This is a genomic window from Mycobacterium sp. NGS59 (assembly GCF_059812345.1).
The window spans coordinates 168,107-189,350 of record NZ_JCALCN010000003.1 but is presented as its reverse complement, the minus strand read 5'-3'; the positions used below and the strand labels follow the sequence as shown (position 1 = coordinate 189,350).

Below are 21,244 nucleotides of genomic sequence, written 5' to 3'. Positions count from 1 at the left end.
GACTCCCGGCGTGCGGCTGGCCGCGCGCTCGGCGGCGTGGAGGGAGCAGCTAGGCCACGCCTGGGTCTGAGGTCTGCTCGGGCGCGGCCAGCACGTCGTCGATCTTGTACTGCTGGGCGGCCTTGACGGCCACCGACTGGTCGATCTCACCGTCGCGGGCCAGCGCCTCGAGCACCGCCACCACCTGGGATTCGGCGTCGGTGTTGAAGTAACGCCGCGCGGCGGGCCGGGTGTCGGAAAACCCGAACCCGTCGGTGCCGAGGGTGACGTAGGTGCCGGGCACCCACGGCCGGATCTGTTCGGGCACCGCGCGCATCCAGTCCGAGACCGCGACCACCGGGCCGCGGCAGTCGGCGAGCACCTTGGTGACATAGGCCTCGCGCGGCGCCTGGTCCGGGTTGCGCAGCCGTTCCTTCTCCACGGCCACACCGTCGCGGTTCAACTCGCCCCAGCTGGTCACCGACCACACGTCGGCGGCCACGCCCCACTCTTCGAGCATCCCGGCCGCCTTGAGCGCGGCCGGCATCGACACTCCGGACACCAGGATGTGCGCGGAATGGCCGCGCTCCTCTTTGGCGGCGCGGTAACGGTAGATGCCGCGCAGCAGGCCGTCGGGATCGAAGTCTTCCGGTTCGGGTGGCTGCGCGTAGGGCTCGTTGTAGAGAGTGATGTAGAAGTAGACGTTCTCCGGGTTCTCGCCGAACATCCGCGCCAGGCCGCTCTCCACGATGTAGGCGATCTCGTAGGCGAACGCCGGGTCGTAGGACACCACCGCCGGGTTGGTGGCGGCCAGCAGCAACGAATGCCCGTCGGCGTGCTGCAGCCCCTCACCGACGAGCGTGGTGCGCCCGGCGGTGGCGCCCAGCGCGAACCCGCGGGTCATCTGGTCGGCCGCGGCCCACAGGCCGTCGCCGGTGCGCTGGAACCCGAACATCGAATAGAAGATGTAGACCGGGATCATCGGCTCGTTGTGGGTGGAATACGAAGTGCCGGCCGCGGTGAAGGACCCCACTGATCCGGCTTCGTTGATGCCTTCGTGCAGGATCTGGCCGACTTCGCTTTCCTTATAGGCCAGCATCAGCTCGGCGTCCACAGCGGTGTAGAGCTGGCCGTTGCGGTTGTAGATCTTGAGCGACGGGAACCACGAGTCCATCCCGAACGTGCGGGCCTCGTCGGGAATGATCGGCACGATCCGTTTGCCGATCTCTTTGTCGCGCAACAACTCTTTGAAGGTTCGGACCAGCGCCATGGTGGTGGCGACCTCTTGTTTGCCGGAACCCTTCTTGAGCGCTTTGTAGGTGTCGCGGCCGGGCAGCGTCAGCGCTTTGGCCTTGGTGCGGCGCTCCGGGACGAATCCGCCCAGGGTGCGGCGACGGTCCAGCAGGTAACGGATTTCGGGGGCGTCCGGGCCGGGGTGGTAGTACGGCGGCAGGTACGGGTCTTCTTCCAGCTTGTCGTCGCTGATCGGGATCCGCATCGAGTCGCGGAAACGCTTGAGGTCTTCCAGCGCAAGCTTTTTCATCTGATGGGTGGCGTTGCGACCCTGGAAGTGCGCGCCCAGTGAATAGCCCTTGATGGTCTTGGCCAGGATGACCGTGGGCTGTCCCTTGTGCGCCATCGCGGCGTGATAGGCGGCGTAGACCTTGCGGTAGTCGTGCCCACCGCGCTTGAGATTCCAGATTTCGGAGTCACTCATGTTCTCGACCAACGCCTTGGTGCGCGGGTCGCGGCCGAAGAAGTGGTCGCGCACGTAGGCGCCGTCGTTGGCCTTGTAGGTCTGGTAGTCGCCGTCCGGGGTGCTGTTCATCAGGTTCACCAGCGCGCCGTCCCGGTCGGCGTGCAGCAGTGCGTCCCACTCGCGACCCCACACCACCTTGATCACGTTCCAGCCGGCACCGCGGAAGAACGACTCCAGCTCCTGGATGATCTTGCCGTTGCCGCGCACGGGGCCGTCCAGGCGCTGCAGGTTGCAGTTGATCACGAAGGTCAGGTTGTCCAGGCCCTCGAGCGCGCCGACGTGGGCCAGCCCGCGGCTTTCCGGCTCGTCCATCTCGCCGTCGCCCAGAAAGCACCACACATGCTGATTGGAGGTGTCTTTGATGCCACGGTCGTGCAGGTAATGGTTGAACCGTGCCTGGTAGATGGCGTTGAGCGGGCCCAGGCCCATCGACACGGTGGGAAACTCCCAGAAATCAGGCATCAATCGCGGGTGCGGATAGGACGGCAACCCACCGCCGGCATGGCTGTGTTCCTGGCGGAAGCCGTCCAGGCGGTCTTCGCTGAGCCGGCCTTCGAGGTACGCGCGGGCGTAGATGCCGGGGGAGGCGTGGCCCTGGATGTAGACGTGATCGCCGCCGCCGGGGTGCGACTTGCCGCGGAAGAAGTGGTTGAACCCGACCTCGTAGAGCGCGGCCGAAGACGCATAGGTCGAGATGTGGCCGCCTACACCGACGCCGGGCCGTTGCGCGCGGTGCACCATGATCGCGGCGTTCCACCTGATCCAGGTCCGATACCGGCGTTCGACGTCCTCGTCGCCGGGAAACCAGGGTTCCAGCTCGGTCGGGATGGTGTTGACGTAGTCGGTCGAGGTGAGCGCCGGGATGGAGACCCGCTGCTCGCCGGCCCGCTCCAGCATTCGCAGCATCAGATAACGCGCGCGGGCCGGACCGGAACGTTCCAGTAACGCGTCAAATGACTCCAGCCACTCCGAGGTCTCCTCGGGGTCGATGTCGGGCAGGTAGGACGCCACACCCTCGCGGATGACCCGAACGCGATCGGGTTCGCTTGTGCTGCTTGATGTTTTGGCCAGATCGTTGCGGGCGAACTCGGTTGTCAACGCACTACTCCTGTAGTTGGCGGCGTAGCTACTTGATCGATCTCCCCCTATCGTGCCGCACTTGCGTCCCTGGCGGGTACCCACCGCCCGCCACTCCTAAGTCGATGCTCATGGGGCAATTGGGATAGCCACGCGGTAACGTCACATGCCGTGCTCATCGGATGGCGTGCCGTCCCTCGCAGGCACGTGGGGGAGTTCCCCAGGCGAGGCGCCCTGGCTCTGGGCTGTATTGCGCTGGTGACGATAGGGATCGTCGGCTGTACCAAGGTCACCGACGGCAACGGCGCGGCCGACACCAACCTCGCTCCTGCCTACCGGTCGTCGGTGTCGGCATCGCTCTCGGAGTCCGCGGTGTCCTCCAGCGCCAGGGAATCCCAACGGCTGCAGTCGGTGACCACGCGGGCGATGCGCACGTCGTGCGACGCGCTCGCGACCACCAGCAAAGAGGCGATCGACAAGGTCAACGCCTTCGTGGCCGCGTTCAACGCGGGAAAAAACACCGGCCCGACCGAAGGCCCGGCCATCGACGCACTCAACGCCAGCGCCACCGCGGTGGAGAACAGCTACAGCGACGCCCTGCCCGGCCAGATGCGCGACGCGTTCAACGCTTACAACGACGCCGCTCGCCAGGTGGCCAACGCGATCGGCACGCACGCCTCGACCGGCGAGTTCAACCGGCGGGTGGATCGGCTCAATGACACCAAGACCAAGGCACTGAAAATGTGCACGGGTTAGTCGTATGAACTCCGGTGGTGCCTGTGCGACGATAACGTCCATCGCGGTGGCGATCGCAAGCGCGGCGAAGCCGGCGCAGCGGGTCGCCACCATCCGGCTTTGTCGTGCGGTTGGTTGAGGGAGGTTTCACGGTGGTCGCGGCGGATCACGCCCCGAGCTACGCTCGCAAACTGGGCATCCAACCGGACCAGGTCGTCCAGGAGTGGGGCTGGGACGAGGACACCGACGACGACATCCGCGCCGACGTCGAGGATGCCTGCGGCAGCGAGTTGCTCGACGAGGACACCGACGAGGTCGTCGACGTCGTGCTGCTGTGGTACCGCAACGGTGACAGCGACCTGGTGGACATCCTGATGGACGCGATCAGCCCGCTCGCCGAAGACGGCGTGATCTGGGTGCTCACCCCTAAGACCGGCCGTCCCGGGCACGTGCTGCCCGCCGACATCGCCGAGGCGGCGCCGACCGCGGGCCTGATGCCGACGTCGTCGGTCAATTTGGGTAATTGGAGTGCGTCTCGTCTGGTTCAGCCGAAGTCGCGGACCGGGAAGCGTTGATGCTCGACGTCGGAGCCACCGCCCCCGACTTCACCCTGCGCGACCAGAACAACCAGCCCGTCGCGCTAAGCAGCTTCCGCGACAGCAAGAACGTGCTCTTGGTCTTCTTCCCGCTGGCCTTCACCGGAATCTGCCAGGGCGAGTTGGACGCGGTGCGCGACAACCTGCCCGAATTCGAGAACGACGACACCGCGGTGCTGGCCATCTCGGTGGGGCCGCCGCCGACCCACAAGATCTGGGCGGTGCAGAGCGGATTCACGTTTCCGGTGTTGTCGGACTTCTGGCCACATGGCGAGGTCAGCCAGGCCTACGGGGTGTTCAACGAACAGGCCGGCATCTCCAACCGCGGCACCTTCGTGGTCGACCGCTCGGGGATCATCCGGTTCGCCGAGATGAAGCAGCCCGGAGAGGCACGCGATCGGCGACTGTGGACGGATGCGCTGGCGGCGTTGTCGTTTTGAGTGCCGCGGGTGTGGGCGTGTAACCTGCGCCGGGGCATAGGGCGCGTAGCTCAGTGGTAGAGCTCTGGTTTTACACACCAGCGGTCGGCGGTTCGATACCGTCCGCGCCCACTTTCCGAGTCGCTCGAAAAGTCGGTCTGCACGAGACCTTCGATCAGGTTGGCTCCGACGCGCTTGCTCGCGGCTTCGCTTGTCCCAGGCAAGCGGATAGGACGGCTTCCCGCGCTTAATTGCGCTCAGCCGGAGGATGTCTCGCAAATCTGCCTCCGATAGCGACTCAGACACAAAGCTTTTCGGCGGGGCCGACTCTCAAGCGTCAGGGAGTTCTCTCGGTCGGCGCGGGCGCCGCACCGGCGGCTGACTGTGCCAGGCGCCACCGGCGCGGAACAATTCCGGTGGTCGGCCGCCGCGCGGGCTCGCTTTGGCCCGCTCACCGGTCGGCTCGACGTAGTTGTCCGGGTTCGCGACCGTCGGCGACGAAGTGGTAAGGCTGCGACGGAAATTGGCCGGATCGATCTCGGTTTGCCACAGCTCCTCGTACACGTTCTGCAGTTCCGACAGCGCGAACGTCTCGCCGACGAACGCCGTCGCCAAGTTGGTCTGCTCGAGCTGTTCAGCCGCCCGGTCTACCGCGTCGGACAGGATCCGGTGATGGTCGAAGGCCAGCGGGAGATTGCGCACCGCGTCGGTGACCGGCCATAAGCGGGCCGCGGCCGCATCGGTGCCGGCGCGCAACTCGCCCGGGTCCGGCGTCACCGCGAGGTACGCCACGGTGACCACATTGGTGCGCGGGTCGCGCCCGGGATCGCCGTAGGCGCCGAACTGCGCCAGGTGTTTGGGTGCGATCACACCGGTCTCTTCACGCAATTCCCGCCACGCCGCGTCGTCGAGAGTCTCGTCGGGCCGTTTGAACCCGCCGGGCAGCGCCCACATGCCGGCATACGGCTCGCCGCCACGCTGCACCAACAGCACGTGCAGACGGCCTTCCCGCATGGTCAGGATCACGATGTCGACAGTCACCGCGAAGGACGGGTAGGCCGAGGCGTCGTAGCCCTCCGGTGCGCGGTGCTCTGGTCTGTCCATGTGGGCATCGTAGGCAGATATTTGTCAGAATGACAATTAGCTGTTATAGTCATGCGGACAAATACCGGACGGACGAGGGGAGCGTCATGACAAATCACGCAGACACAGACGTAAACGAACTGCTTGCGCGGATCGCGAAATTGGAGGCCCTGCTTGCGCAGCAGTCGGCGGAAGAAGCCTCACGCGCGGACATCTGGTTCCTGCTGGACCGGTCCGGATCGATGAACACGATCGCCGAATACGTCGTGCAGGGCTACGACGAGTTCATCGCCGAGCAGCGCAAAGAGAAGGGCGAAGCGACGATGACGCTGGTCCAGTTCGACGGCGAGGACATTCACGACGTTCTTGTCGACGCCGAACCGCTCGACCGGGTCCAGTCAATCACCGGACGGTTCAGTCCCCGCGGGATGACGCCGCTACACGATGCGATCGCGCTGTTGCTGGACCGTGCCGAGGCGCACCTGAAGCGTGCAGGCGCCGATCCGGCCGATCAATTGGTGGTGATCTTCACCGACGGCCTTGAGAACGCCAGCCGGCGCTGGACCGCCCGGGCGATCAACAAACGCATCGCGGGGCTGCGGAAGGCCGGATGGACCTTCGTCTTCCTGGGTGCCAACCAGGACAGTTACGCCACCGGCTCGGCGATCGGCGTGGGTGCGGGCAACACGTCCAACTACACCGCCTCACCGACGGGCGTGCTGACCACCCATCGTGGGTTGAACCGGTCGGTGCGGGAATGGCGCGGCAAGTCCCGCAGTACCCGGCTCGCCGATGCCGACGACTTCTGGGGCGGAGTCAAGGAAGGTGAGGAAGAGGGCGCCCGTCGATAACAAACAAGAGGGGTCGCAAGGCGAGCGAGTCAGCGTGACCGGTCGAAAGTCAGGAGTTCATATGGCGACGTCTAATCCGTATCGCGAAGAGATCGAGCGGATTCTGCTCACTCACCAGCGCACGCGATACGCGAAAGTCCTTGATGGAATGAACCGAGGGCTCTCCGACGTCGAGATGTCACGTGAAGCTTCCGCTGCCGCAGAACCGTGCAATCCCGACAGCATCGGGTACGTGCGCAAGTTAGTGCGCCTCACGTTGGACGACGCCTTTGTCCCGGCGCCGTCCGACGCCGAAAGCCAGGCCGGCATTTATCGGGAACTGCTCAATTACTCACACTCGCCGGGGTTGCATCAGCACATCCTGACCCGTTTGAGGCAGCTTCAGCAGCGCGACCCGTCCATCAAACTGACCCCATTGGGTGACGTTCGTTTGGGTGCCAATGACGCCGCAAGGCCAAAGAAGCCAGAGCAGCGGTGTCCGGACTGCTTCGAAATCCACGCCGGGGAATGTTGGTGACGAACGCGGCGATGTCCCGGCCCGCCAATGTTTATCGCCGTGCTGGTTCGAGTCGCAGATTGTGCATGACAGCGCGAATCAGCTACGTGCAGGGAGGAATTCACATGAATAAAGTCGTCGAACGCCGTTTGGCGCTCTGGCCTGACTCGCGGACGCGCGCCAAGGCTGTGCAGCTTCTCTTTGTTAAAGGGTGGGAGCTACGGAAGGTGTTGGCGCTGTACCCAGATGAGGTAGTCAGGGAGGATCGAGGCGTCTTGCGTGGAGCTGCGCGCCGCGCGATCTGGGCGCACTACGCGCTGCTGCAGGAGGCCGTTGGTGAGCCCGACGTCGACCCTGAAGATGCTGCCGAAGTCAAGCGTCTGGTCGAAACGAAAGGGGTTGAGGTTGCTCGGTGTCGCACCGGCAGCCACCTGCCTGGATACGACACTTTCCCCGACCTAGCTTGGTACGAACGCCAGGCACCGCCAAGTTGGCCTATTGAGGCTGACGACGGGCGTCGCGCCCAGGTTGAGCGCGCAGAAATTCGCAGCGTCATGTGCCCACAGTGCTTCTGCATCCATGTTGGCGAATGCCCGTGACGGATGCTGAAAGCGGTTCGGTGAAACTGCTGGCGTGGTGAATGGCCATCGTATTTTGTCAAGCTTCCCTCAAAGCTTGCGCCATCGAACACCCGACGATTTCGGCCCCGACGCGGGTGACCACCCGTGTAATGCTCATCGGCACCTGATGCACAAACATGTGCGGGCGATATCGTGCTGGGGCATAGTGTCGCTGTGTATTTCGTAGGTTTGGACCTCGCCTGGGGTGCTGTCAGCCGCACCGGCATTGCGGTTGTTGACGACGCTGGCCAGCTGCAATTGCTCACCTCGGTGGTTACGGACGACGAAATCCTTTCTGCCGTAGCGCCTTACGTTGTCGGCGACTGCTTGGTGGCCATCGATGCGCCCTTGCTGGTCACTAACGAATTCGGCCGTCGACTGGCGGAGGCGGAATTAGACAAGCAGTTTCGGCCATTCCAGGCCGGCCCACGCCCGGCATATAAGTCGCACCCGGCCGGCATGTTCGATCCGCCTCGCGGCGCCGTGCTGACTCAAAAGCTGAAGCTCGACATCGATCCGATGTCGAGCGCGCCGCGACGCGCAATCGAGGTCTACCCACACCCCGCGATCGTGGTGCTGTTCAGGCTGGGATGCACATTGAAATTCAAGCGCGGTCGCGGTGCGAATGCCGCGGAGCGAACCATTGATCGGCGAAGCGAAATGCTCAGACTGATCGATCACATCGAGAGTCTGGCTAGCGCGCCGCTGCCGATGCAGGTAACCGGCCACAGCAGTTGGATGACTTTGCGTCGTTCGGTCGAGATGGCCACTCGGCCAATCCAATTGGATCGTGCGGAAGACCAGCTTGACTCGGTCATCTGCGCTTACGTGGCGATGCTCTGCACGTGCCGACCCGACCAAGTCGCCACCTTCGGCAATTTCCCCGACAATGGCTACATCGTCACGCCGGCTCTTCCGGCCGACTTGAAAGCCGACCGCCGACAGAGTCTGCGCGACGAAGCGGGCGAACCAGTGCTGCCAACTTGCCCCTGCGGATGTGGGCGGCCCGTCAGCAAACCCAACAAATTCGTCCCTGGTCACGATGCGAAGGCACTCCATCAACGAATCGCCCAGCAATGGGGGAATACTCTCGGCTTCATCGAATGGTTCGATGCGACATACGGATTCACTCCGCAATGAGCGACAGACAGCCGACGCCACGACATGAACGCGAGTCGGCACGTTCCTTGACGCCAGCGCTACGGCATCAAAGTCCACGGATCACGGTGCCGCCCGGGCGGTTCTGAGATCCAGGACCGGGCGCCGGCACGTACCGCAGCGTGCACCGCTCGTGCGATCCGGGCGCCGAATGTCGAGCGCGGTCCGCCGTATGCCTCCGCAGCCCCGTCCGTCGGGCAATGCACGACGATCGCGTCCGAGGCGGTGCCGGTGGCCCGTACCCCGGTCTCCTGCAAGGCCTGCACCTTCGCTTCGGTGGCGGTGGCCACCGCGTTGACCAGGGCGGCCGTCGACAGCCGTGCCGGCACCGCGACCACGATGTTGATCGTGCCCACCTGGTAGCCGTTGGTGAATGGTCGGTACTCGACGGACTGGTAGTCGGGGAACAGCGTCGTTTGCACGCCGGACGGTAATTCGCGGCGGAAGTCCCCGTCGGGCGCGGCCGCCCAGGCCGGGTTGGAGAGCCCGACCGTTGCGGAGGCATGCACTCCGCCGTCCGCGGCGAGGTGGTGGCGGGTCACGTCGACGGCGGTGAGCAACCCGCAGCCCGTCCCGACGAGGCCCAGCGCCGTACCGATCTCGGTGAGGTGACGGTCCGGATCGGTCCGGTCGTAATCCAGCGGGACGGTTGCGTTCACCACCCAGTCCCGGACGTCGATACCGCCGCCGAGCGGTCCGGAAGAGATGCACAGTCGAGGCTCGGCAAATTGCCACAGCAGGACCGGGATCTGCCGAGCTTGTTCCACCCGCGCCGTCAACTTGGGATGCATGGTCCCATCCTCGTGCGGGGGTGCAACGTCGCGAACGTCGGGCACCTCGTCGGATCTGCCCAGCACGACGTCAACACATCATCGGCCCACCGCGTGCGCATTTCGGACGGACGCTTGTCATAGTTGGCCGGTGGATGAGGCGCTCGTCGGGTTCGGCGCGGGCGTCGTCGTCGCAGTCTTGACCACACCCGTCGGAGTGTCAGGCGCAGTGTTTCTACTGCCATTGCAGATGAGCCTGCTCGGTGTGCCCAATCCCGCCGTGACCCCGACGAACCTTCTGTTCAACGTCATCTCCATCCCGGGAGCGCTGGCCCGGTATGCGCGGGTGGCGCCGCTGGGTAGTTCGCTGACCCGTTTGATGCTGCTCGGTACCCTGCCTGGTGTCGTCGTCGGCGCCGTGTTGCGGGTGTTGTTGGTTCCGGACCAGCAGACGTTCAGACTGTTCGCCGCCGCGCTGCTCTTCCCGTTAGGGGTGTGGCTGTGGCTGCAGCGCGCTTCGTCTCTACCCGTGCGCGCGCGCCCGGGGCCGTCGAACAATTTCGTCGTCACGCTCGCACTCGGTGTGGGCGTCGTCGGCGGCATCTACGGTATCGGCGGAGGCTCGTTGCTCAGCCCCATCCTGGTGGGCCGCGGCGCGCCCCTTGCCGAAGTTGCCCCGGCCGCACTGGTTTCGACGTTCGTCACGTCGATAGCGGGTGCCGCCACCTACGCCGTGTTGTCCGTGATCGCCCCGGGACACGACATCGCTCCCGACTGGACCCTCGGCATCGCCGCAGGCTTGGGTGGACTGCTGGGCGGGTACGCCGGTGCCCGGTTGCAACCGTGGGTATCCGAAGGTGCACTCCGACGTCTGTTGGGAACGTTGGCTGTCGGTGCAGCGGTGCTGTACGTCGTTCAAAGCTCCCGCTGAACCAAACGTGCAACTCTCCATATCGACCCTCCCGGTCGTACATTGACCAGATGGCAGACGCGGCAGACCGGGCCCAAGAGCTACGCCAGCGGCATTTTCAGTTGGAGCACAACCAACCTGTCACCGAGCGTGACGTCGAGCAGGCCGCGCAGCGGGCCGACGAAGCCCATGAGCGGGCCGCCCTCGCGCACCGCAAAACGGCCGAACGACACGACGAGTCGGCGCAGGTGCACGAACGAGTCGCGCAGGTCCACGAGGACGCCGCGTACGCCGGTGTGGGAGATCCCGACAAGCATCACGCGGCCGCCGAGCGGCACCGCCAGGCGGCCGCGGCCGACCGTGCAGCTGCGGCCGAGGACCGCCAGGCCGCGGACGAGGAATAACCCGGGACCCGACCGGGGTTGGGCTCGGGCCGCCGCTTAGCGCCCGTTGGTCCAAGGGGTGCAGCCATGCGTGATGAAGTGCCCGACCGCAGGCGCCGAGAGGTCCGCGGTCAGCGTTTGCCCCGTCCCCACGCTGTCTCCGGTGAGAAACGTCCAGTCGCCGGTCCACGTGCTGAACGTGCACTGCTGCACCGCGGGATCGCGCACCTCGACGCGGGCGGTGTAGACGCCGTGCGGAACCTGCCCGGGCACCGCGTACGTGCCCGGTCCGAACGTCGCATCTGCTTCGGCAACCGGACAGCCGATGAGGCCGAACAGCAGTAGGGACATCGCTGTCGGCGCCAGAATCCGCATCACCCAACGATAAGTTCCCGCAACCGGTCCCGCAGCGCGGGATCAGCGCTGGTGCAGCGGCAAGCGCAGCGCGCCTCATTTCAGGAATGACTCATCTCGTCGGCGTTTGCCGACCGCAAAGGCGGGTATCGCAGGCCCGACGAAGGAGCGCCCCGTGAGTTATCTGGACAGTGCAAAAAACCAAGTGCTGAGCGCAGTCAGCAAGGTTGTCGACATGCAGCAACCCAAAGCGACGGCGCAGACGGTGACCATCGCGGCACCCGTCGAACGTGTCGAACACTTCTGGCGTGACACCGACCAGCTGTCCGTCGTGCTCGGTGACATCGCGGACGTCGAACCCGGGGGAGAAGATCGCTACCGCTGGCGTCTGCAGGACCAGCCGGACGTCAGCTGGGAATCCCGGCTGGTCGTCGAGCCCGGCCGGATCCGCTACGTCGGTACCGCCGACGACAACGAACTCGTGGTGAGCTGGCAAGCCGCGCCACGGGATCTGGGCACCGAGGTCACGCTGCGAGTCAAGACGCCGGCGCCGGGCCTGCTGTCCGGGGCGGCGGCATACAAGGTCCTCTACCGGGTGCGCGCCCTGCTGCAGACCGGCGAGGTGCCGACCCTCCAGTCCAACCCCAGCGCGCGGAACTCCGCGCGGTAAGGAAAGGTTCATCGTGCGCGCACTGTGCTGGAACGGCGTCAACGACCTGTCGGTGGAGACGGTCGACGATCCCAAGATCCTCAACCCACACGACGTGATCGTCCAGGTCCGGCTGACGACCACATGCGGCTCGGACCTGCATTTCATCGACGGCTACCTGCCCGGCATGCGCCAGGGCGACGTCTTCGGCCACGAATTCATGGGAGTGGTGGTCGAGACGGGCTCGGAGGTGCGCGACACCAAAGTGGGTGAGCGGGTGGTGGTGCCGTCGTTCATCGCCTGCGACAGATGCTGGTACTGCGAGCACGAGTTGTATGCCTGCTGCGACACCACCAACCCGAACGCCGAACTGCAACAGCCGCTGCTCGGCTACCCGTCGGGCGGAATCTATGGCTACACGCACCCGTTCGGCGGTTACGCCGGTTCGCATGCCCAGTACGTGCGGGTGCCGTTCGGCGACGCGAACTGCTTTGCCATCCCCGGGGACATCACCGACGAGCAGGCGCTGTTCCTGTCCGACGCCGTCCCTACCGGTTTCATGGGCGCGGACTTCTGCGACATCTCCGGCGGTGACACCGTCGCGGTCTTCGGCGCCGGGGGAGTGGGTCTGATGGCGGCCCGCAGTGCGCTGCTGCTCGGCGCCGACCGGGCGATCGTGATCGACCGGATCCCGGAACGACTCCAATTGGCGCGCAACGGATTCGAACTGGAGACCATCGACTACACCGCCGTGGACAGCGTGCACGAGACGCTGCGGGAGATGACCGGTGGGCGGGGTCCGGATGCGTGCATCGACGCGGTCGGCATGGAAGGACACGGCACCGGGGTCCAGCAGCTCTACGACAAGGCCAAGCAACTGCTGCGGCTGGAGACCGACCGCGCCACCGCCTTGCGGCAGGCGATCCTGGCCTGCCGCAAGGGTGGGGTGGTCTCGGTGCTCGGGGTGTACGGAGTGACCGACAAGTTCCCGATGGGTGTGCTGACCAACAAGGGCCTGACCCTGAAGACCTCGCAGCAACACGGCCAGCGCTACATCGCTCGGTTGTTCGACTACGTCGAACAGGGTGATCTGGATCCCGCCAAGCTGATCACCCATGACCTGCCCCTCGAAGAAGGGGTGCGCGCCTACGACCTGTTCAAGAACAAAGAGGACAACTGCATCCGGGTGGCGATGCGGCCGTAGGGGGTTAGAGCGCTACGCAGCGGGCATAGCTGGTGGCATGACAATCGAGGCTGACGACGTCCGGCGCCTGCTCGACGCCGAGGACGCAGACGCTGCACTGGTTCTCATCGAAGGTCGGGTCGAAGTGAAGACACCGGCCGAACTGGAATCGCCGGATTACCGCGGCGCGTTGCAGGTCGCGACGCGCGCCGAGGTGCTGCAGGGCGTGGGCGATGCGGAGTTGTCGGACCGCGAACTCGCTGAGCGGGCTGAGGAACTCGACACGGCGGTGCGCAACTTGGGCGGCTGACAGGGGGGTTGCCTGTTCGCCGGCGCGTTGCTGAGATCAGGGCATGACTCAGCAGGAACCACTGAGCCACTCGAAGAGTTCGTGTCGCTGGATCGGTACGGCAATCGGGCGTTCCTGCATGGCCGCGTATGACTTCATCGTGGTCGGAGCCGGATCGGCCGGGTGCGCGGTCGCCGGACGCCTCGCCGATGAATCCTCGGCGACCGTGCTGCTCATCGAGGCCGGCGGCTCGGACCGGAAGCTGACAGTGCGTGCGCCCCTGGCGTTTCCGCGGCAGATGGGCACCGCACTGGACTGGGCGTACGAAACCGAGCCGGAGCCGGCGTGCGCGGACCGGCGCATCCAGCAACCCCGCGGCCGGGTGCTCGGTGGCACCAGCGCGATGAACGCGATGTTGTGGGTCAAGGGCAGCGACCTCGACTACGACGGGTGGCAACTTCCGGGCTGGACGTGGGACGACGTGGCGCCGGTCTTCGCTCGCATCGAGCACGGGCCGATGCGCGTCACCCGGGTGACCGAGCCCGACGAAGTGTCCCGCCGGTTTGTCGCTGCGGCGCGGGCGGCGGGCGTCGCCGCGGATGACGACGTGAGCGGACCGGGTCTCGACGGGGCGACCATCAGCCCGGTCACCATCTACAACGGGCAGCGCTGGACGACGGCACGGGCATATCTGCGGGGGCAGCGGAATCTGAGTATCGCGAAGAAGGCCACCGTCCTTCGGTTGATCATCCGCAACGGACGCGCGGTCGGTGTCGAGTTCCGTTGCAATCGGCGAGTGCAGCAGGTTTTCGCCGATCAAGAGGTCGTGCTGAGCGCGGGGGCATTCGGCACCCCGCAATTGCTGCAACTTTCGGGCATCGGACCCGCCGATCACCTGCGTGCCGTCGGGATCACACCACAGGTGGACAGCCCGAACGTCGGGCAAGGCCTGTCCGACCATCCCAACATGTTCGGCATTTGGCGGCTGGCCCCCGGATATATCGGGCTGGCCGACGCGGCCAATCCAAAGTGGTTGCTGCAGTGGCTGTTACACCGGACAGGCAAGCTGTCGAGCAACGGGTGCGAGGCGGTCGCCCACATCCGGTCCATGCCCGATCTGCCGGCCTGCGACTTTCAGTTGGTGATCACCCCGGGCGACGCGCTGGCCGACATCAAGACCGCCGCCTTCCCGCCGTCGTTGACGGTGATCCACTCCTACTGGACCCCGCAGAGCCGCGGCAGCGTGCTGATCCGCTCCGCCGATCCGGACCGGCCGCCGGCTATCCGGCTCAACCTGCTCCGCGAGCGCGCTGACATGGAGGCGATGATCCGGGCGGTGCAGCGGTCGCGGGAGATCGTCTCCACCGAGCCGCTCGCCTCCGCCGTCGACCGGGAGGTGTTACCCGGACCGGCCGCGGACCTCGAAGCGTGCATCAGACAGACCGTGATCACCACCGCGCACCCGGCCTGCAGCGTCGCGATGGGTTCTGAGCCCGACAGCGCGCTCGACGAGCAGTTGCGGGTGCGGGGTGTGGCGGGGTTACGGGTCGCCGATGCGTCAGCGCTGCCGCGGATTCCGCGGGCCAACACCAACGCGCCGTCGATCATGATCGGTGAACGGTGTGCCGATTTTCTGCTCGCCCCCGCTTGATGTCTTGGACGCGTCTGACGCGGTGTGGCAAGGTCGTGGGCGTGAGCGACCTCTCTGGCTCTCAGAGCAACAGGCAGACCTCGGGGCCGCCGGTGCGGCCGTTGTCGGCCGACCAGCAACCGGCGACGAAGGCGGACCTCTACGCGGCGGTGGACGCCATGCGCGCCGACATGCGTCAGCTGCTCGAGCAGATCAGCACGCTGATCAAGGACGCGCAGAAGTAGGTGAAGCCGTTTCGCATCGACGTGCCCGACGACGTCCTGGAGGATCTGCAGTCGCGGCTGGCGCGCACCAGATGGCCGGACGCCGAATGCGTGGACGACTGGAGCCAGGGCGTCCCGTTGCGCTACACCCGCGACCTGGCCGCCTACTGGGCCGCTGACTACGACTGGCGCGTCCGGGAGGCGGCGCTGAACCGGTTCGACCAGTTCGTCGACCAGTTCGACGGTCTGGACATTCATTTCATCCATCAGCGCTCGCCTCACGATGATGCTTTCCCGTTGGTGATCACCCACGGCTGGCCGGGCTCGGTCGTGGAGTTCCACAAGGTGATCGAGCCGCTGACCGATCCCACCGCGCACGGCGGCCGCGCCGAGGACGCCTTCCACGTGGTGTGCCCGTCGCTGCCGGGGTACGGCTTCTCCGGGAAGCCGGGCCGCACGGGCTGGGGCGTGCAGAAGATCGCGCAGGTGTGGGAGGAGCTGATGGGTCGCCTGGGCTATGACCGTTACGGCGCCCAAGGCGGCGACTGGGGCGCGGCGGTCACCACCCAGATCGGCCGCAACGGCGGGAACTGCGCGGGGATCCATCTGAACATGCCGCTCGGCACGCCGACGAAGGAAACGCTGGCCAACCCGACACCGGAGGAGCAGGCGGCGATGGCCGCGCTTGCCGAGCACCGCAAATCGGGGACCGGCTATTCCAAGCAGCAGTCCACCCGACCGCAAACGCTGGGCTACGGGCTGGTGGATTCGCCGGTGGGCCAACTCGCCTGGATTGTCGAGAAGTTCTGGGCGTGGATGGACTGCGACGGACACCCCGAGAACGTGTTGACGCGGGATGAGTTGCTGGACAACGTGATGATGTATTGGGTGACCGGCAGCGGCGCGTCCTCGGCGCGGCTGTACTGGGAGAGCTACAAAGTGTGGGGGGACAATTCGCGGGTCGAATTGCCTACGGGCGTAGCGGCTTTCCCGAAAGAAGTGCTGCGCGCGCCGCGCTCGTGGTGTGAGCCGAACTTCAACCTGACGCACTGGACGACGATGCCGCGCGGCGGGCATTTCGCCGCGTTCGAACAGCCGGAGTTGTTCGTCGAAGACCTCCGGAAGTTCTTCGCGACGGTGCGCTGACGGGATCAGACGATCCTGCGACCCCGTCGCGCCCGAGATCTCATGTCCCACAGATACAGCTCGTATCCCAGGATCCAGACGCGGTGCGGGATCAGCCGGTCGGCCAACCGCAGCGCCGCCAGCAGCCATTCGAATCGCCGCTGTTGAGATTCCGACCAGTCCAGCCGCATCATCGCCCGGAACTCCGGCGCCAGGAATCCCGTCGTCGCGAACAGATTGAACGGTCCGGCCAGCATCCGCACCGGCCACGGCATGAACGCCATCGAAGCCACCCCGCGCAGGTGCTCGCGCACCGGCGGGTCGATGCGCAGTTCGTCGAGGGAACGCTTCCAGTATTCGTCGAACGCGACCCGGTCGGCGGGCCACATGCGCTCGGGCACCTGCAGTGTGGTGGCCAGCCGCTTGGCGTCCTGGAACACCACGTCCGAGCTCGCGTCGTCGAGCGGGCCGTGCAGGTACTCGTGCTGCTCGACGAAATAGCGGTACAGACAGGCGGCGACCCACAGCTGCAACTTCGGGTCGAAGGCGTTGTAGGACACCGGGCTGGACGCCGTTGAACGAACCTGCCGGTGCGCGGTGTCCACGGCGTCGCGGATCAGCTTGCGGTCGGATTCGGTCCCGATGGTCGCCACGGCGAGGTAGGTGCCGGTGGTACGCGCCCGTTTGAACGGGTGCTTGTAGACATTGCCGCTGTCCACCGGGCTTTCCAGCACGCCGTAGCCGACACCCGGCAACGACAACTGCATGATGACGTTCGCGGCGGGCAGCAACGTCGCCGCCGGGTTCAACAGGTCGGCGACCCTGGTTACGGGCCGCTTCATCGCGGATCCTTACCCATGAGTCGAGTACATCATGTTCGGGTGGTTGGTGCGCCGAGAATCTCGGCGCGGCGGAGGGTAGAGCGAGTCATAGCGGGCGCTTGTTGAGGCATGGCTGATCTGATCGCTGCGCTCTAGCCGCGCCGGCCGGGTCGTGTGAGACGCTGCCGAGGTGTTCGTGTCACCGAATTCGGCTCGAAGCGTCGGCGTGTTGACCGGTTTTCTGGCCGATCTGGCGGTGGGCGACCCGCGGCGGGGACACCCGGTGGCGCTGTTCGGCACGGCCGCTGCGAACCTGGAACGGCTCACTTACCGCGACGCGCGGGCAGCCGGGGCAGTGCATGTCGGGGTGCTGGTGGGCGCGGCGGTGTTACTGGGCGTGGTGCTGCAGCGCAGGACCGGCCCGGTCGCGGCGACCGCGGTGGCTACCTGGGTTTCCCTGGGTGGATCTTCGTTGGCGCACACCGGTTCTCGGATGGCAGATCTGCTGGAGTCCGGTGACATGGCGTCCGCGCGCGCGTTGCTTCCCTCGTTGTGCGGTCGCGATCCGGCTGTGCTGGACCGGGACGGTCTGGCCCGCGCGGCGCTGGAATCGGTGGCCGAGAACACTTCCGACGCGCAGGTTGCGCCGCTGCTGTGGGCGGCGGTCGGCGGCGCACCGGCGGTGCTGGGTTGTCGCGCGGCGAACACTCTGGACGCGATGATCGGCTACCGCTCACCGCGGTACATCCGATTCGGTTGGGCCGCAGCCCGATTGGACGACATCGTCAACGTCGTGGGCGCCCGGGTGACGGCCGGATCAGTGATGATCTGCGCGCCCTTGGTAGGCGGATCTGCGCTCGGTGCGTTGCGCGCCTGGCGGCGCGACGCCGCCAGCCATCCCAGTCCGAACGCCGGCGTCGTCGAGGCGGCGTTCGCCGGTGCGCTGGGGGTGCGGCTGGGCGGACCCACCCAGTACCACCACGAGCTGCAGATCCGGCCGGCACTGGGCAACGGCCGCCCACCCACCGTGGCCGACCTGCGCCGCGCGGTGACCCTGTCGCGGGCAGTGCAGGCGGTGGCCACCCTGGTCGGGGTCGGCGTTGCCGCGCTCATCCACCCCCGAGTGGCGGGATGGGGAGAGCGCGCAGCAATGAGCCGATCCCATTGGTCAGCAACGAGATTCCGGTGACACTGGGTTGGCCCCAGTTGAGCGTGAGTCCCGGATCCGGCGACGGCACGAACGGGTAGGCGTTCGGCATGGCCGAGGGCGGAAGCAACCCGGCCCACACCAGGTTGGCCTGCACGCCTTGCGCGGTGCCCTGCAGCAGATAGGTGCCGACGGCGAACGGATCGATTAGCGGAAACAGGCTCGCCGGGGTGGGGAGATCCGCGTATTCGGAGTGCATTCCGCCGATGTCGCCGTAGCCGAGATCTACCAGTACCCGCAGATTCGGCTGGATCAGGTTGAGCAGCGGCTGCGGCAAGTTCAGCGGCCTCAGCAGCGGTAGGTCCTGGCTGGGAATCAGGTAATACGTTGTGCTGCCGGTGGACCCGGGGGAAACCGGGGCGACGATCGCCGACGCGACCTGTGCCGGCGTCAGGTATTCGTATGCGGGCGTGGGGCTCAAGTGCCCGTAGTACAGGCCGGCGATGGCGTTGGCGGACGCCAGCAGGTTCAGCGGGTAGCGCGGGAAGTGGGCGAAGCCGTCGTACTGGATGGTGTAGATGTCGGTGGGGTAGGCCAGGTTCGGCGTCGCTCCGCCGAAGGTCTGGTTGAAGCCCGGAATGTACAGACCGGTGAAGCGTTCGTAGAGACCACCGTTGGGATTGTTGGGGTTGCCGGCCAGGACGAACCTCAGATCGGCCGGGTTGGGTGCCGGTATGGAACCGTCGGCGATGCCGTTGAGGTAATTGGTCACGACGGTGGCGCTTTGGGAAAAGCCGAACACGATGGTCTGGGTGCCCGGCGGTTGAGCGGCGATGGCCTGCCGCAATATCTCGACACCGCGCGCGATCGACGTGTCGAAGGTGAGGCTGCTCAGCCCGGTCAGGGGCCACCCCTGCTCCGGGGTGGTCAAACCCGTCGGGATGGCGGTGGGAGCAATGGGCGCGATGTAGGTGTGGTAGATGTTCATCACGTAAGCGGGATTCGGAACCGGGTTGCCGGTGCCGCCCATGATCAGGGTGTTCACGCCTGCGAATGCCGAAATCGCTTCCGGCGCAACACTATTGAGTGCCGATGCGTTCCATGCCTCGGCGGCCAGGTAGGAGCCGGCCGCCGTGCTCAAGGTTCGGACGAACAGTTGGTGCACCCTGGCGATCTCAGCGCTGAGCGTCTGATACTCCTGGCCGAACTCGGCGAACAGTGCCGCGACCCGGGTCGACACCTCGTCGGCGGCGGCGGCAATTAATCCGGTGGTGGGACTGGCGACGGCCCCCTGCACCTCCGCCAGTGACGATTGAATCCTCGCCAGATTCATTGCAGCCGAACGCAAGAGGTCGGGTTCGACGGTCAGCGCTGACACATGCCCTCCTGTTTCTCGGCGCACTCCGACTCGTCCGGCGCCCAGGTGCTGGGCATCAGTGGCTCGCGCGGACCGCCACCGAACGCGTCACCGGTGAGCGTGGCCAGCCCCGCGGCTTCACCACCGGCCGTCCGCCGGGTGGCTCCCACGAACCCCAGCGGACCTGCGCCGCGATCGGAGCTGACGGCGGCGTCGGGGTCGGAAACGGGCTCGAGGTCCATGTATTCGTAGCCGCGACCCTTCACGTCGACCTTGGCACGCCGCTTACGGCGTTCCCGCGCTTTGTCCGCTGCGGAAGCCGCTGCCGCGGCCGGGGCCGCCGCGACGTCCGGCTGCGAAGCCCTCTTCTTGACCACAGTTCGGGTGCCGGCCGGGGAATCCATCCTGCCCGTGCCGCTGAGATACGGAAACTGCCCGGGACCCGCGCCCGGCGGTGGCGATGCGCTCGCAACGCTCGATGCGATCGGAGCCGCAGCCGGTACCGGGGCGGCCGGCGCGACAACCTGCGCCGGTACGGCCGGGCTCGAAACGGCCACCGTCGCAACCGGACCCGGCACGGTGGCGGGGTTCGCGGCAAGCACGTCGGTGGGACCCGGAACTGATTCCATGCCCGCATGCACATGCAGGGCTACCTCGGCGATACCCAGCGCGCCACCGGTGCCGAGGAGGGTGGGGCCGACCAGCAGCGGACTCAGTCCGGCCGCCAGCAGTGGGAAGGTGACCAGAAACTGGATGACCTGGATGGACAGGTCGTAGCCGATCGCCACACCACCGAAGGCGTAGGCCGCGAGCAGCAACAGCGGGTTGTCACCGGCCGCATTGAGCAGTCCCTGCATCAGCGCGGGATAGCCGCTCACCGGCGACGACAGGTCGGCGATCTTGGTGACGAACCACGTCATCGGGTCGGTGCCCGGGGGGACGCTGAAGATATACGAGACCAGGTCGCCACTGTCGCCGCCGACGGTGTTGAAGACTCGCTCCACGGCGGCAAGGAAATCTGTGATCGTCGAAAAAGGATCTCCGGCTGCTGCGGCCGGTTCTGCTTTGACGATCTGTGGTGCCGCGGTCGCGTCCGGCGACGCGGCCACCGCCGCAGCCGAGACCCCTTCATAGGCGCGCTCATGGTGGTGGCGGCCTGAATCCACATTCGCACGTAATCGGCCTCGTTCAGCGTGATCGGGATGGTGTTGATCCCGAAGAAGTTCGTCGCCACCAATACGCTGTGGACGGCATGGTTGGCTGCCAACTCGCCCAGCGTAGGCATGGCGGCCAGGGCCGCGGTGTAGGCGGTAGCCGCGGCCTCGTGCCGGGCGGCGGTCGCGGCGCTGTCCGCGCCGGCCTGCACCAGCCAGGCCAGGTAGGGCGCGTGGGCGGCCACATACGACTCGGCGCTCTGGCCCTCCCAGGCGCCGCCGCGCACCCCGCTCAACAGCGCGGTCAACTCGTCGGCCACTTGGGCGTACTCGGTGCTCAGCGTGCTCCACGCCGCGGCCGCAGCCAAGAGTGGACCCGGCCCCGGACCGCTCGACAGCAACGTCGAGTGCAGCTCCGGCGGGGAACCCATCCAGACCGTCATCGGCGGCTAGGCCGAGCGCTGGACCGACCGCA

At 66.3% G+C, this 21,244-nt stretch carries 22 protein-coding genes, 1 tRNA gene and 1 pseudogene; 17 read left to right on the top strand and 7 right to left on the bottom strand.

What is annotated here, in order from left to right:
• Positions 1 to 49 precede the first annotated feature (49 nt).
• Positions 50 to 2,836 carry a pyruvate dehydrogenase (acetyl-transferring), homodimeric type gene (gene aceE / locus AC5Y46_RS05955; protein ID WP_499945395.1) on the bottom strand — a complete coding sequence of 929 codons (2,787 nt, stop codon included), beginning with the start codon at positions 2,834 to 2,836 and terminating at the stop codon, positions 50 to 52.
• 150 nt (positions 2,837 to 2,986) lie between these two features.
• Here aceE and AC5Y46_RS05950 point away from each other — a divergent pair, with 150 nt between their 5' ends.
• The 4 genes from AC5Y46_RS05950 to AC5Y46_RS05935 all read left to right on the top strand — a co-directional run bounded on the left by AC5Y46_RS05950 (position 2,987) and on the right by AC5Y46_RS05935 (position 4,697).
• Entirely contained in the window at positions 2,987 to 3,571 is a 585-nt protein-coding gene (locus AC5Y46_RS05950) for an Rv2240c family protein (RefSeq protein ID WP_499945396.1), read from the top strand.
• Between the two features lie 131 nt (positions 3,572 to 3,702).
• Positions 3,703 to 4,125, top strand: a complete 423-nt coding sequence (locus tag AC5Y46_RS05945; protein WP_499945397.1) for a DUF3052 domain-containing protein — start codon at positions 3,703 to 3,705, stop codon at positions 4,123 to 4,125.
• Entirely contained in the window at positions 4,125 to 4,586 is a 462-nt protein-coding gene (locus AC5Y46_RS05940; protein WP_499945398.1) for a peroxiredoxin, read from the top strand. The genes AC5Y46_RS05945 and AC5Y46_RS05940 overlap by 1 nt, the downstream gene beginning before the upstream one ends.
• A 39-nt stretch (positions 4,587 to 4,625) precedes the next feature.
• Positions 4,626 to 4,697, top strand: a tRNA-Val gene (locus tag AC5Y46_RS05935).
• Positions 4,698 to 4,895: 198 nt separating this feature from the next.
• On the opposite strand, the gene AC5Y46_RS05930 is transcribed toward AC5Y46_RS05935, so the two are convergent.
• Positions 4,896 to 5,669: an NUDIX hydrolase gene (locus AC5Y46_RS05930; RefSeq protein ID WP_499945399.1), complete on the bottom strand. Its 774-nt coding sequence runs from the start codon at positions 5,667 to 5,669 to the stop codon at positions 4,896 to 4,898.
• A gap of 86 nt (positions 5,670 to 5,755) precedes the next feature.
• On the opposite strand from AC5Y46_RS05930, the gene AC5Y46_RS05925 reads away from it, so the two are divergent.
• From AC5Y46_RS05925 to AC5Y46_RS05910, 4 genes are all read left to right on the top strand, one after another.
• Entirely contained in the window at positions 5,756 to 6,499 is a 744-nt protein-coding gene (locus AC5Y46_RS05925; RefSeq protein WP_499945400.1) for a vWA domain-containing protein, read from the top strand.
• A 61-nt stretch (positions 6,500 to 6,560) separates the two neighbouring features.
• A complete protein-coding gene (locus AC5Y46_RS05920) occupies positions 6,561 to 7,016 on the top strand; it encodes a hypothetical protein (protein WP_499945401.1) in 456 nt (151 codons plus the stop codon).
• Positions 7,017 to 7,120: 104 nt separating this feature from the next.
• Positions 7,121 to 7,594, top strand: a complete 474-nt coding sequence (locus AC5Y46_RS05915; protein ID WP_499945402.1) for a hypothetical protein — start codon at positions 7,121 to 7,123, stop codon at positions 7,592 to 7,594.
• Positions 7,595 to 7,789: 195 nt separating this feature from the next.
• Complete coding sequence (locus AC5Y46_RS05910) at positions 7,790 to 8,755, top strand: DUF429 domain-containing protein (protein ID WP_499945403.1); 966 nt, start codon at positions 7,790 to 7,792, stop codon at positions 8,753 to 8,755.
• 59 nt (positions 8,756 to 8,814) lie between these two features.
• On the opposite strand, the gene AC5Y46_RS05905 is transcribed toward AC5Y46_RS05910, so the two are convergent.
• Positions 8,815 to 9,564, bottom strand: coding sequence for an adenosylcobinamide amidohydrolase (locus tag AC5Y46_RS05905; RefSeq protein WP_499945404.1), 750 nt, complete (start codon positions 9,562 to 9,564; stop codon positions 8,815 to 8,817).
• A gap of 130 nt (positions 9,565 to 9,694) precedes the next feature.
• Here AC5Y46_RS05905 and AC5Y46_RS05900 point away from each other — a divergent pair, with 130 nt between their 5' ends.
• A complete protein-coding gene (locus tag AC5Y46_RS05900; RefSeq protein WP_499945405.1) occupies positions 9,695 to 10,474 on the top strand; it encodes a TSUP family transporter in 780 nt (259 codons plus the stop codon).
• 50 nt (positions 10,475 to 10,524) lie between these two features.
• Positions 10,525 to 10,857, top strand: a complete 333-nt coding sequence (locus AC5Y46_RS05895) for a hypothetical protein (protein WP_499945406.1) — start codon at positions 10,525 to 10,527, stop codon at positions 10,855 to 10,857.
• A gap of 36 nt (positions 10,858 to 10,893) precedes the next feature.
• Here the strand turns inward: AC5Y46_RS05895 and AC5Y46_RS05890 are convergent, their stop codons facing one another.
• Entirely contained in the window at positions 10,894 to 11,211 is a 318-nt protein-coding gene (locus AC5Y46_RS05890) for a hypothetical protein (protein ID WP_499945407.1), read from the bottom strand.
• A 154-nt stretch (positions 11,212 to 11,365) separates the two neighbouring features.
• Here AC5Y46_RS05890 and AC5Y46_RS05885 point away from each other — a divergent pair, with 154 nt between their 5' ends.
• The 6 genes from AC5Y46_RS05885 (at position 11,366) to AC5Y46_RS05860 (ending at position 16,311) form a co-directional block, all read left to right on the top strand.
• On the top strand, positions 11,366 to 11,860 hold the full coding sequence (locus tag AC5Y46_RS05885; RefSeq protein WP_499990377.1) for an SRPBCC family protein: 495 nt from the start codon (positions 11,366 to 11,368) through the stop codon (positions 11,858 to 11,860).
• A gap of 13 nt (positions 11,861 to 11,873) precedes the next feature.
• On the top strand, positions 11,874 to 13,043 hold the full coding sequence (locus AC5Y46_RS05880) for a zinc-dependent alcohol dehydrogenase (RefSeq protein WP_499990376.1): 1,170 nt from the start codon (positions 11,874 to 11,876) through the stop codon (positions 13,041 to 13,043).
• A 37-nt stretch (positions 13,044 to 13,080) separates the two neighbouring features.
• Positions 13,081 to 13,332 carry a hypothetical protein gene (locus AC5Y46_RS05875; protein ID WP_499945410.1) on the top strand — a complete coding sequence of 84 codons (252 nt, stop codon included), beginning with the start codon at positions 13,081 to 13,083 and terminating at the stop codon, positions 13,330 to 13,332.
• Positions 13,333 to 13,450: 118 nt separating this feature from the next.
• Positions 13,451 to 14,962 (top strand): GMC family oxidoreductase, encoded by a 1,512-nt coding sequence (locus AC5Y46_RS05870; protein WP_499990373.1) that lies wholly within the window; start codon positions 13,451 to 13,453, stop codon positions 14,960 to 14,962.
• Between the two features lie 41 nt (positions 14,963 to 15,003).
• Positions 15,004 to 15,186 (top strand): hypothetical protein, encoded by a 183-nt coding sequence (locus AC5Y46_RS05865; RefSeq protein WP_499945412.1) that lies wholly within the window; start codon positions 15,004 to 15,006, stop codon positions 15,184 to 15,186.
• Positions 15,187 to 16,311 (top strand): epoxide hydrolase family protein, encoded by a 1,125-nt coding sequence (locus tag AC5Y46_RS05860; RefSeq protein ID WP_499990372.1) that lies wholly within the window; start codon positions 15,187 to 15,189, stop codon positions 16,309 to 16,311.
• A gap of 5 nt (positions 16,312 to 16,316) precedes the next feature.
• Here the strand turns inward: AC5Y46_RS05860 and AC5Y46_RS05855 are convergent, their stop codons facing one another.
• On the bottom strand, positions 16,317 to 17,132 hold the full coding sequence (locus AC5Y46_RS05855; RefSeq protein ID WP_499945414.1) for an oxygenase MpaB family protein: 816 nt from the start codon (positions 17,130 to 17,132) through the stop codon (positions 16,317 to 16,319).
• Positions 17,133 to 17,301: 169 nt separating this feature from the next.
• On the opposite strand from AC5Y46_RS05855, the gene AC5Y46_RS05850 reads away from it, so the two are divergent.
• On the top strand, positions 17,302 to 18,300 hold the full coding sequence (locus AC5Y46_RS05850) for a cobalamin biosynthesis protein (protein ID WP_499990370.1): 999 nt from the start codon (positions 17,302 to 17,304) through the stop codon (positions 18,298 to 18,300).
• Here AC5Y46_RS05850 and AC5Y46_RS05845 read toward each other — a convergent pair.
• On the bottom strand, positions 18,221 to 19,636 hold the full coding sequence (locus AC5Y46_RS05845) for a PE-PPE domain-containing protein (RefSeq protein ID WP_499990369.1): 1,416 nt from the start codon (positions 19,634 to 19,636) through the stop codon (positions 18,221 to 18,223). The genes AC5Y46_RS05850 and AC5Y46_RS05845 overlap by 80 nt on opposite strands.
• Positions 19,624 to 21,212 (bottom strand): annotated as a pseudogene (locus tag AC5Y46_RS05840) (PPE family protein). Before AC5Y46_RS05840 ends, AC5Y46_RS05845 begins: the two are co-directional and overlap by 13 nt.
• Between the last annotated feature and the right edge of the window lie 32 nt (positions 21,213 to 21,244).